Raw genomic sequence first — 11,538 nt, forward strand, 5'->3', positions numbered from 1 at the left:
TCTTCCTTTTCCATTGGTTTATCAGGAGTCATTGGCTTATCAGGCTTCATATCTTCCTTTTCCATTGGTTTATCAGGTTTCATCGGTTCTTCTTTATTCATATCTTTTTCTTTCTTCATATCTTCTTCTTTCTGATTATCTTTATCTTTACAAACATCCCCCCAACATTCAGATGGTTCGGGAGCAATTGGAAGTTTGTCAGGTGGCTTTTCTTGTTCACCCTCTTTAAAATGCTCTTGTTTGTCTTCAAAAGGCTTATCAGGTTGTTTAGGTTTATCAGGCTTAACATCCTCAGGAAGAACAGGTTTAATCGTCAAATCCATATCGTCAGGAATCTTCAAATTATCCCTAATATCCTTAACAGCATCCGCAATTTCTTTTGTGTTCTTTGCTATTTCATCGGTGTTCTTTGCAATCTCACCTGTATTTTTAGCAATTTCACTTGTATTCTTTGCTGTCTCACCTGTATTTTTAGCCGTTTCACCCGTATTCTTTGAAATTTCATTTACTGCACTTGTGATTTTATCTAAAGCTTCTTTAATAGCCTTATCAGAACCGCCACCGCCTTCGACAGGTGGTTTATTTTCATCTTTTGGCTCTTCTATATCCCCACTACCATGTGGCTTATCATCTGGTAAAGCTTCATTTGTGCAAATACCATCATTCTTATGATCCAAATCTTCATAATCCTTAGGATTAGGCTTTTCTATCGGTGGTAAATCGTAGTATTCAGCACCTTTTCCCCAGTAAATAGTTTCTCCGCCACCTGCATTTCGCTCGAATCCTTTAATTCTAAAACGCGCATAAGCTAGGACTTTACCATTGTGAAAAATATAAAAAGCATATGTACCATTCATCTCCCAATTAATATCAAACTCATTTTTTTCTTGCTCTGGACGAGTCCACTTTGTTTTACCAATATGAAAGGAACAATCATTCACCAACATCAATTCAGATAACTGAAAACTATATACATCCTTCATATTGTTAACTCTCAAAGTCAAACTGTATTTCCCATTAACAAGACCTTTATTTTCTATTGAAATGTTTTTACTTCCTAATAATTCAAAAGTAGGTGTATCAGCAAATACAGGGATCGTATGACTAACAATACAAAACACACATAAAAAAATTACGATTGCCTTTTTCATATCAATCCTTCCTAACAAAAAATAGCTAGGTGAACCACCCAGCTATTAAATTGTTTTATTTAATTTATAGTTAACTTCTTGCTATTTAAGGAGTGATTATTTGATGATTAACGAGTAAATAGGTCTTTAGTGTTAAACGCCACTAAGAACGTTAATGGAATCGCAACAGAGAATGCGATAATTGGCCAATATGCTCCTAACCAGTTAGTCAAACCGTTAGCAACGTCTGCAAGATTATAAGTCAATGTAATTTTTGGCATTTCCAAAATAAATTCCTCCTAATTAATCAATCATCAAATTTGTCTTTTACTAAATGCGCTACGAAAAATCCAAACAGTATCCCAAACAAAACAACTAACAATGGCATCATTGTATTCCAGTTCATATTGAAATTACCGAATAATTGAGACATCGATGGTCTGAAACCAAATTCAGGCATTGTTATCAGCTCCTAAGTTTTAAACGTGTTATACACTTTACCGATACAGTAGATAGCAAACGCCCCACCAATGAATAGATAAATTACTGGTAACACCGAACTAAACATGTTGAAGGCATACTGCAAGATTCTTCCTACGTCCATGCTAAAACTAATAGCCATCACCCCAAGCTTTGACGGTGGTGAACATCATTATTACGAACACAAGAAAGGTTATAAAACCTAACGAATATAATACAACTGAATTATTCATGAAGAACCAATACAACATATCTAGAAACGCTAAATCATTCATTATCTATCAAACCGCCAATCTTTCAACAGTGAGAACACGATAATTAACAAAAATGGTAATCCAAACAAAGAATATTGATTCAACAAGTTTTCTAAATTAAACTCAATCATCGTAAAGCACTCCATATCCAGTTGAATGTCAACACCAACAAGATTAGCAATAACAAGAAACTAATTAACATATCACCATAGGTAAGTGTCTGGAAAACTGCAAAACTACCGTTCTTAGTCTGTACTAAGTAGTTAGGCATAATTTCCGAAAAAGTTTTGTACAAGTCGTTTAAATCGATTTTATCTAACATAAAATCACACAATCACTTCAGTCTTATAATTCCTCGTACTACTTAACAATCTGTTGCAAATTGTAATATGCATTATTCTTATATGCACTTACAGATGCTAGACACTTAAACTCATCACCTAATTTGTAGCCCCCAGAGATCGTTGGAAACAATGTTACTTCTTTACTAGAAATTCTAACTGTCTCGTTCCCTTTTTCACCTTTTTGGTACAAATCAATAACTACACTTGTTTTTTTAATCCCTTCATACTCTTTTTCAACCAAGCCTGCGCCCATAAATACGCCTTCAATTTTAACTAATGGCATTATAATACCTCCATATTCTGATTTTACGAACGATAGTCCTAAAAAATACCGAACATAAATTCGATGATAGCCGAATTTTCGTTCGGTCTTCATTGTAAAAAAAAAACTCTCACTTGTAAAGAAAAATATTACATTTTTTCTTAAAACTAATTTTCTTCCTCTATTTCATAATCTTCAATGTTAACTTTAACCAAATCTAAAATCATTCTTTCAGCTTCTCTTGAAGCATTACCCTTTTTAGCAAGTTCCCAAATCACTGGATTCGGAAGCCTTAAAATCAAATTACTCTTTTTCAAATAATCAGGCTTTCTTTTTCTACCCAAATTTACACACCCTCTGTTTCATTAACAAACTAAACAGAGTTTTTCTTTTAACTATAGTCAAAAAACAACATAAAAAAAAGAGGGCGATCACCCTCAACTATATTTTTTCATAAATTCATACAACGCTAATTCAATTAATGAAAACTTTGAAATTCTTTTATTACCAAAAGGTTTTGCAAATTCCTCAAATTGTTCATGAATCTCTTTGCCAATAACAATAGAACTTTTCTTGCTCTCTTTAGATTGAGGAAGCGAAGCTAATTCTAAAAATAATTTAGCTTCATCACTCTTTACTATATGTAATAACTGTTTTAAAGCCAATATTTCAGATTCAGTAAAGTCACTCTGATTTTTTTCTGATTTATTTCTGACTTCTTCTTGTCCAACATTTAATATTTCAACAGTTTCTTTCTGATGTTTTTCTGATGTTTTTCTGATGTTTTTCTGATTACTTTCAGTTTTCTTCTGATTATTTTCAGCTTTTTTCTGAATTAAATCTGAAATTAATAAGTTATCTATCTGATTTTTTTCAGATTCTTCACCCTTATAAACAGTTTTCTTTAAAGAATTATCATATTTATAACCTACAAAATTCAAGCGCCTACGCAAAGTATCTTTACTTACTCCTAATTCCTTTGCAACATCAGGCATAGTCCTTGTACCATTAGTCAATTCAACAATATCAATAACTTTCACAATCAAACAATCCCCTTTCCAGTCTATATATTAATTATATCATATATTTTTCTGACAAACATCAGACTTTTTTCAGAAATTAGTCAGAAACTTTTCAGACAACAAAATAAAAAAGTCAGACGCAAATCTGACTTTAATCATAGACGTTTCTTTATAATCTTTGTATAATACAAGTACAATCAATCAATCAAATTAGTCTTATAATTCCTCTAGACTAGTCACCTAGAGGAATAGATAATATTCTATCTAGTCAATAGAATATTCAAGTAAAACCTGAAACCTTTGTTATTTAATCAAGGGTTTCTTTTTTTATGGTTTTATTTATTTCATAATCATGTAACTTCATTTTCTTTTTATGTACATCTTCTTTAAAGGACTTGCCTTTTCTCTCTTCGTACTGACGATTTTTAATCATAAATTTCTTAATCGCTGTTTCTATATCACTATTTTCATCGTTAATAACTGCTGTCATTAACCTTCCTCGAATTTGTGCTACTTCTCTATCAAAATTCGAATCTACATCTTTAGTACGAATTAAATATCCATTAGTACGAGCAAACTTACCTTCAGCACCCTTACTCAATTGAGTCCAAAAAGCACTCTTATGATAAAACTTTTCCATTAACATCGTCCAAAGCTTGTCCAATCCATCACGATTAAAAACTTCTTCTAAATCATCAAATATCTTTAAACCTTCCTCATCCTCACACTCTTTAAGAAAATCACGTCTAACTTCAAATTCAACGTTCCATACATTCTCTGTATCCATATCAAGACTATTATATAAATCTAAAAAATACATTTTACCTTTTTTCATAATTTCCTTAGTCTTATTATAAATACGTAACTGTAAACGAGTACGATTACCAAAATATACAGTTTCAAACTCTCCACTAGATGGATCTAAACGATAAAAATCAGGCTTATTATCATCAGCGAAATTTCTTGGATAATCAAACGTTTTTAAATCATCCAACATCCATTTCCATTGGTCACTATGTACAGCAAAGTCAATACGATTCATTTTAGCCTTACCAGTAGCAAAACCAAATGACATTAAAACTCCAAGGCTTTCAGCATATGCATTTATTAAACCTTTATCCCATAATAAAAATTGATTTATTTGTACTTTAACTGGATACTGACCGTCGTCTCTATAACGCCTCGCAAAAAATATAGCAATATCCTCATTCCGCAACGAGAATTGATACAAAGGTTTCTGACCTAATTTAATCTCAAACTCTACAGGGTTATCATAATTAGGTAATGGAACACTGATTGTTTTAGATTCCTGTTCATGATCCAAATAAAAATCACGACCATCATTCAAAGCATCTAAAAGTCCATTTTGCATAACTTCATCATAATTTAAAATGTCTATGTTATACCAAAATGTATCAATATTAAAAAGAAACTTCTTATCATCAGGACGGAAACGAGGGTTACCATTACGGTCTGTACCTTTTTTCTTGGTGTAACTAGATGGCATCTTAAAACCCCCAAAAACATTCTTTTTTAAAAACCCCACAATCTAAAATGTGGACATTGGGTTAAACCCTTGGTACGAAAGGATTTATACTCAAAAACAGCCGTTTACTATGACCCTATGTTATAAAGGATAGGGTCATAGTATTTTCTCTAATCCAAAATAGAGAAAATACCCTAAATACTTCTTGCAATTAATAAAGCATAATGTCTAATTTTATATGCTTCTTCTTTTTCATCCGAAACCTCAACTGATGAAAATTGAACCTCAACTTCCCTAGTAGCGTTTCTCTCCATCATATCAACAGCACTTTGAACTCTATCGGCAATTTCTTCTGTACTACCAAAAACTATTCTAGTTTCTTCAATCATAATTAATACCTTCTTTCTTTATTTTTAAAAATTAGACTCTATCTCCTATTAATCTAAACAAATTAAGAAGTAATTCGTCTAGATAACCTCGCTCGAACATCTTTCATTATATCTTCAGTTAAATTACTAGCTTCAGATTCGCCCTTAGATTTACTTTTTTCTATTTCTTTTAAACCTTTTTCTACTTTTTTTAAGCTTTTCTTTAGAGTCATTAAATCTTTTTCACTAGGCATTTAAATCTCACCTAATTTCTCATAATGACGCTTCTTTTCATTAACTAATAAGAGAAGAAAGCTTGTACGATTTAACGATTTAAACACTAAATCGTGCTCTTTAGCAATAGTCATACGCTTATCATTCTCAATATCTACTAATTCATCTATCAATTCCATCTCACTATCTGTAAAACGGAAACCTCTAATTTTCTTTTCTTCTTTTACAACAGTCATATAAATCAACCTCCGATTACTTAACTTATGTAAACATAATATCATTTTGTATATACAAAAACAACCCTTTGTTATTATTTTTTAAAAATAAATAAAAACAAAGGGTTGCTAATCTATTAATATTCAATTAAACATCTCTATTCTTTAAACTAAATCTACTCATTATTTTAAGAGTTAACATAAGAAAACTAACATTAACAACAAAAGCAAATAATAGAGCTATTACACTTAGATTCTTAAAATATACGGATATCCCTAAATACAAAAGAAACAATAAGAAATTTGTAAAAACTGCATATCCAATATTTTCACCACTTATAGCATATTTTCTAAAAACCATCTTTTTATCTTTTAATTTACCTATATTTTCATTAACAAATTTTTTATCAATAGATACATACTTAACAAAGATAAAAAGAGCAATTCCAATAAATACTGGAGTCAATAAATTAAACTCTGCACCAACTAAACAATAACTAAAATAAAAGAACATTACAGCAATATTAAATAATACATGAATATATTCACGATAAAACTTTTTGAACATATATACACCCCTTAAAACGCCTTATTTCGCTTCACAACCTCTTTTTTATAAACCATATAGAGATAACTATCTATATAATGTAAATCGTCAAAAATCCAACCTCTGTCCTCTAAATGCTCTTTATGTACCTTAACTTGATTAGATTGATCGCTTCTCAAATATTTCAATGTTTTAGATAAAACAGTTACCTCTTTTTCATTACAAATAGGCAAATCCACAAATATCACCCTTCTTTTAAAGTATCTAGCATGCCTTTAAACAAGAAACAAATCCCTAGAGTACCAAACAACGTAACAATAACATTCTCCATCAAATAACCTCTATCCGTATTTGCTAAAAGGTTAAACAAGAAACAGGTAGTATTTTCTTACGCTCTGCTTCATAAAATCTCCACCTTTTCCGCTTCGCTACATTCTTGCATAACTTTTTTAGGCTCGTTTGTCTTCACCGCCAAGTCGATAAACTCAAAAGTGTATATATTTAACTATCAACTTGCCTATCCATTATACGAGCCTAAACGCTTGTACTACCGACCCATATATTTTCTTTTATTCTATGTATCCATTACGCTATGCGGGGCTAGCCCCACACCCCAGCCAATCTCCAACCTCAAAAGCGTAGGAAGAGATTTAAAACCTAACCCATAAACCAATTCAACAAAAAAACAATTACAGCAATGAATGAACCGTAAAATAATCCGTCCCTTGCCATAGTTTTTAACCAATCTACATGTATCAAATTTCTTCACCTCATACCTAATGTTCGTTTTTAGCTTTAAATATCAGCTGAAATTTGCACGGCTGCCGTTACATTTCATACCTAAATCACGAACATTATTTTGCCATTTGACTAAACATCACATCTAAATTGTCAAAATGATGTTTGATTACTTCACAATTATTTATTTCTTCTTCATCTAATCCATAGCGATCCATGAGCAAATCTAGAAATCCTCTCATTTCTCCATGTGCTTTATTTATTCTTTTCACTTCTTCTCTAAATTTTTTCTTCTTTAAAATTCCCATCTATAACGTACCTTCCTTATTTAATTTATATAATCTTATGAAGTCCTCCCGCCTGCACCGCGCATACAGCTTACGCTGAATGCTTGTACTGGCGTCCGTACTCTTCGGCGGTCGACTTCAACGCTTCTAAAAATTCCATGAAGTCTTGTCGTTTATCTGGAACTTGTATTGGAGAAACCATTGCTGTAGTATCATAAACTTTTGAACCAATCGCAAAAGCTTTCTCCTTTTTAATACGCATTGTTTTTAAATATCGTTTTGATTGAACATCATACATTTTGTAATAAAAATAATTTTTATCATTCGATACCCTAACGAGAACGTTTGTAATTCCTCTTATACGTGAATCTAAATCATCAAACGATGGTGCTGTAATAAACAACGTACAACGTAATTTTCTAAGGTAATAAGACAATTGAGAAAAGAACTTTACCGAGTTACTCGAAAAACTTCTAGCATCAAGATCAATGTGACCTTCATCAAGATTTAAAATACTAGATTCCTCTTTTGCAATATCATGGAACGTATCTAAATTTACAAATGGTTTAGAACCAATTAGACCGTAATTACTGTACAATGCACAGTTACTTTTCTCTTGATAGTATTTTGCAAACAAACTCATACCAAACGTTTTACCGCTACCGAGAAAGCCTTCAAATACCATTACATTCATGCTAACTCATTCCCTTTAACGACTTTTGCACTATTTGCCGATAATGATAATGAAGGATTCGCATTTGCTTTCAGTAAATGACTTAATTTAGCATTACCTTTAATTCGGTCCGAAAGCGTTAATTTCTCAAGTGTCTTGTGATATTCACTTAATGGCAATACTTCTTCTTTCATTCCCGCAATATATAAGGAAATATCCGATAATCCATTTTCATTAAGCAATAACATAGCCATTTGTTGTTTCTTTGTTAATGGCACAGCATGTTTTTTCATGAATTGAAACAGTTGAACAGTCTCAATCGTTTCGTTTGAACCTTCTTCTTCTAAAATATCTTTCGTTAACATTTCCTGAACACTCATTTACTCCACCCCATTATTTAAAAATAGCTAGCAATACAATAATTACCCAAGGCATAAAACCAATGATGTCAAAAGGTTTCTTCCCTGTATCAAAATCAAAAATACCCTTCAATGCACTAGAACGACGTAACATTTTTAAATTTTCCGCTTCAATTCTTGCGGGCTTTTCTAGGTTATAAATGTGATACACATAACCATGATTATCATCAAGTAATCTCAATTCATTCTCACGTGGTAACATGGCTGTACTAGTCTCTAAAATCTCCGAATCAAACGATATAACTTGTTCTACAGAGCATGTACCTTCTTCCTTGATAATCAATGCCCTATGCCCTTCAAATTCTGGCTGTACTTTTCGTTTTGTTTTAGCTAACATTTATCAAAACCTCCAAAACGTTCGTTTTTTCATTTCAAAATCTCTTGGATCTAGTCCCGCTGCCATGACATTTCAAATCCCTTTAACGAACTATATAAACTAATTAATATTTAATATTCGTTTTTATCACTTTGACATTTTATTTTTGAAAAACATATATGGTAAAACTATAAAAAGAAATATAGATAAACAAACCGCACTTGATAACTCAAACATCGCATTAAAAGCCTGCATTATTTTAATTCTCCTTTTCCCGATGTTGCTTCACAAATCAAAATCAAAATACAACTAATGACTCCCAACATTACATAAATCATTCTTCTATCCCTCTAAAAAAATTCAATGTATCTATTACCATCCAAGAAACAACTGTCGTAAAAAATATTAATAAAATTGCTTGCCCTACAATATTCAATATCATTACCACCATTTCACTGTATCTTTAAATCGAATAAACAAACTACTGTAAGTCATGATGATGTAACAAACAAAATATACGAAAACTAAAGCAAATAACGTCGTTATGACGGTTGTCCAACCGTATAAATAAGCAAATACACCAAGGTAATCACTGATTCGCAAAGGACGGCTTGCCGGTACGCTTAAATCACTTAAATATTTTGCCATTTGTGCAAGCCAACCAAGAACAGGATTAAATATTGTATCAATTAACGCATTCATTAATGACCACCTCTGAATAGATCCATAAGCTTTTTAACAAACAAATACCAAATAAAGCATGTGACCACAGCCGGAATAACTGTAAGTAATCCAGTAGGAAGTAATATATCAGTAGCCACTTTAAAACCTTTCATTGATGCACTAGGAAAAGATACATTCCCACCATCAAAATTAGGTTGTACCCATAGAAATAAAGTTTTAAAGAATCCCGCTATTACAGCACCCAAAAACTGAAACAAGGCAACGAATAATTTTATAATTGCTACTACAACCTCAAACAGTTTTTCAATGAAATGAAAGATTCCTTTTAAAAAGTCTAGAAGATATTGAAACGGTGTAGCTAGAAAATCAATCAACGTTTTAAACGTCTTTATAACCGCTTCAAAACCGCCTTTTATGAATTGTGTAAAACGTTGCATCATGGCTGTTTATAACCCACCATAATCCTTCTAATGCTTATAGCAACAGAGAATGTAATCATCAATACAAACGCTAGAAATAATACGTTCTCCCCAGCATGAAAAGCATACTGGAGAAATTGTATTAAGTCCTTAGATGTAACTGGTTGTATCAAACTAAGCACCTACCTTAAAAACAACTTTTTCGTATTAACCGCAACAATAAATGTCAATGGAATAGCAATACTAAACGCAATAATAGGCCAGATTCCACCAAACCAATTTTTAATAGATTCTACTAAGTCCGAAAGACCAAAATTAAAAGCAATATCAGGTATCACTTGTACTTGTGGCATACCTGGAATAGAATTACTCAAATCACTTTCAACATTCCAAGCCGATACAGCTTTAATTTGAACTTGATATGTTTGTCCATTCTTTAAACCTTTAACAGCATAAGAACGAGCTGTAACAAGAGAATCGTTAATCTGTTTACCGTCTACAATAATGTGATAACCTTTAATTTTTACACCTGCATTATAATTCGTTAAATTTACAATCAAAGAACCATCCCTTGGTGTAAGAGTAAAACTAGATGGTTTTGAAGGCTTCGTTAAATCAGGAGCCTTTTCAGTTTTCACTTTATGTTCAATACCTTTTGATTCTTGATTACCACTAGATGAAACAGAAACAAACTTATAAGTATATTCAGTTTCAGGACTTAAACCACTATCAGTAAAATATTCAGTTTTAACACTGTCAGCAATTACTTTCCCATCTCTAAATACTTTTACATTACCGAAATTTTCAGTTGGAAATTTATAAGTAAGTTTCACAGAATTATGTGTAACATTTTCTGTTTTAATGTCTGAAACATCATTCGGTGGTGGCTGACGATACTCAAAAACATTAAACGAATTTAAACTTAAACCATTATAAGAAGTCGCTTTAAATTCAATTTTATTAACTCCTTTTAAAATATATGGTTCAAAACTACTAAATGTTTGACCTCGTTTAATAAGAAAACCTTTTGTATAAATATTCCCTTGATAATAAAAAGTCACTGCTAAATCAGATTCCATTTCAGAAACAGAATAAGAAAACCCTGCAATATCAACTGGTCTACTAAACTCCATCCTTGCTTCTCTTCCCTCATAAACCAAACGAAGAGGAAACGAAGTTTTTTCACCACGTTTTATTAAATTCCCACTAATCTTATCCCCTGCATATTCAGGTAATCCCTCAGCAAATGCACTTGTATCACTTACAAAGAAAATCCCAAGTAATAAAGGCACTACCAATAAAAATTTCTTTATCCACATTTTCCATTTACTACATGCCAACAAAGTTCACTCCCCTCGTCACTTGGTTTCATTTCTTCCCAAGGAGTCATTGGCTTATCTCTTTTCATATCATTATCTTTTTTCATTTCTCCCTCCCGATCCATAGGCTTATCAGGAGTCATTGGTTTCTCAGGCTTCATATCTTCCTTTTCCATTGGTTTATCAGGAGTCATTGGCTTATCAGGCTTCATATCTTCCTTTTCCATTGGTTTATCAGGAGTCATTGGCTTGTCAGGCTTCATATCTTCCTTTTCCATTGGTTTATCAGGAGTCATTGGCTTATCAGGCTTCATATCTTCCTTTTCCATTGGTTTATCAGG

General features: G+C 32.0%; 19 protein-coding genes and 1 pseudogene. All 20 read right to left on the reverse strand.

The genetic code is table 11. The annotated features are described in order from the left end of the window. A partial coding sequence (locus AC0IXC_RS28820) for a hypothetical protein (protein WP_471653691.1) occupies nt 1-1,151 on the reverse strand: 1,151 nt, incomplete at its 3' end. 107 nt (nt 1,152-1,258) lie between these two features. After that, complete coding sequence (locus tag AC0IXC_RS28825; protein ID WP_000425806.1) at nt 1,259-1,417, reverse strand: hypothetical protein; 159 nt, start codon at nt 1,415-1,417, stop codon at nt 1,259-1,261. Nucleotides 1,418-1,437: 20 nt separating this feature from the next. After that, entirely contained in the window at nt 1,438-1,590 is a 153-nt protein-coding gene (locus tag AC0IXC_RS28830; protein ID WP_154132187.1) for a hypothetical protein, read from the reverse strand. 634 nt (nt 1,591-2,224) lie between these two features. Beyond that, nucleotides 2,225-2,491 (reverse strand): hypothetical protein, encoded by a 267-nt coding sequence (locus AC0IXC_RS28835; RefSeq protein ID WP_471653692.1) that lies wholly within the window; start codon nt 2,489-2,491, stop codon nt 2,225-2,227. Between the two features lie 146 nt (nt 2,492-2,637). Next, on the reverse strand, nt 2,638-2,814 hold the full coding sequence (locus AC0IXC_RS28840; protein ID WP_170968382.1) for a hypothetical protein: 177 nt from the start codon (nt 2,812-2,814) through the stop codon (nt 2,638-2,640). Between the two features lie 93 nt (nt 2,815-2,907). After that, nucleotides 2,908-3,510, reverse strand: coding sequence for a hypothetical protein (locus tag AC0IXC_RS28845; protein WP_471653693.1), 603 nt, complete (start codon nt 3,508-3,510; stop codon nt 2,908-2,910). Nucleotides 3,511-3,799: 289 nt separating this feature from the next. After that, entirely contained in the window at nt 3,800-4,999 is a 1,200-nt protein-coding gene (locus AC0IXC_RS28850) for a replication initiation protein (RefSeq protein WP_471653694.1), read from the reverse strand. A 173-nt stretch (nt 5,000-5,172) separates the two neighbouring features. Beyond that, the gene (locus AC0IXC_RS28855) at nt 5,173-5,367 is read right to left on the reverse strand and encodes a hypothetical protein (protein ID WP_471653695.1); all 195 of its coding nucleotides are present in this window, start codon (nt 5,365-5,367) and stop codon (nt 5,173-5,175) included. A 62-nt stretch (nt 5,368-5,429) separates the two neighbouring features. After that, nucleotides 5,430-5,600 carry a hypothetical protein gene (locus AC0IXC_RS28860; protein ID WP_471653696.1) on the reverse strand — a complete coding sequence of 57 codons (171 nt, stop codon included), beginning with the start codon at nt 5,598-5,600 and terminating at the stop codon, nt 5,430-5,432. After that, the gene (locus tag AC0IXC_RS28865) at nt 5,601-5,816 is read right to left on the reverse strand and encodes a hypothetical protein (RefSeq protein ID WP_471653697.1); all 216 of its coding nucleotides are present in this window, start codon (nt 5,814-5,816) and stop codon (nt 5,601-5,603) included. Nucleotides 5,817-5,943: 127 nt separating this feature from the next. Further along, the gene (locus AC0IXC_RS28870; RefSeq protein ID WP_471653698.1) at nt 5,944-6,363 is read right to left on the reverse strand and encodes an RND transporter; all 420 of its coding nucleotides are present in this window, start codon (nt 6,361-6,363) and stop codon (nt 5,944-5,946) included. An 11-nt stretch (nt 6,364-6,374) separates the two neighbouring features. Further along, a complete protein-coding gene (locus AC0IXC_RS28875) occupies nt 6,375-6,581 on the reverse strand; it encodes a hypothetical protein (RefSeq protein ID WP_471653699.1) in 207 nt (68 codons plus the stop codon). Between the two features lie 615 nt (nt 6,582-7,196). Continuing rightward, nucleotides 7,197-7,388 (reverse strand): hypothetical protein, encoded by a 192-nt coding sequence (locus AC0IXC_RS28880; protein ID WP_137013435.1) that lies wholly within the window; start codon nt 7,386-7,388, stop codon nt 7,197-7,199. 70 nt (nt 7,389-7,458) lie between these two features. Beyond that, nucleotides 7,459-8,061 (reverse strand): hypothetical protein, encoded by a 603-nt coding sequence (locus AC0IXC_RS28885; RefSeq protein WP_153597152.1) that lies wholly within the window; start codon nt 8,059-8,061, stop codon nt 7,459-7,461. Further along, the gene (locus AC0IXC_RS28890; protein ID WP_000116007.1) at nt 8,058-8,420 is read right to left on the reverse strand and encodes a hypothetical protein; all 363 of its coding nucleotides are present in this window, start codon (nt 8,418-8,420) and stop codon (nt 8,058-8,060) included. The genes AC0IXC_RS28885 and AC0IXC_RS28890 overlap by 4 nt, the downstream gene beginning before the upstream one ends. Nucleotides 8,421-8,433: 13 nt before the next feature. After that, the gene (locus AC0IXC_RS28895) at nt 8,434-8,796 is read right to left on the reverse strand and encodes a hypothetical protein (protein ID WP_153597153.1); all 363 of its coding nucleotides are present in this window, start codon (nt 8,794-8,796) and stop codon (nt 8,434-8,436) included. A gap of 420 nt (nt 8,797-9,216) precedes the next feature. Next, complete coding sequence (locus tag AC0IXC_RS28900; RefSeq protein ID WP_000992628.1) at nt 9,217-9,477, reverse strand: hypothetical protein; 261 nt, start codon at nt 9,475-9,477, stop codon at nt 9,217-9,219. Then, the gene (locus AC0IXC_RS28905; protein WP_471653700.1) at nt 9,477-9,899 is read right to left on the reverse strand and encodes a hypothetical protein; all 423 of its coding nucleotides are present in this window, start codon (nt 9,897-9,899) and stop codon (nt 9,477-9,479) included. Before AC0IXC_RS28905 ends, AC0IXC_RS28900 begins: the two co-directional genes overlap by 1 nt. Nucleotides 9,900-10,060: 161 nt before the next feature. Beyond that, nucleotides 10,061-11,197 carry a fibronectin type III domain-containing protein gene (locus AC0IXC_RS28910; RefSeq protein WP_471653701.1) on the reverse strand — a complete coding sequence of 379 codons (1,137 nt, stop codon included), beginning with the start codon at nt 11,195-11,197 and terminating at the stop codon, nt 10,061-10,063. Next, a pseudogene (locus AC0IXC_RS28915) lies at nt 11,188-11,538 on the reverse strand (hypothetical protein); the annotation flags it as partial. The gene AC0IXC_RS28910 and the pseudogene AC0IXC_RS28915, both read right to left, overlap by 10 nt.

The organism is Bacillus sp. AC266 (genome assembly GCF_979253805.1).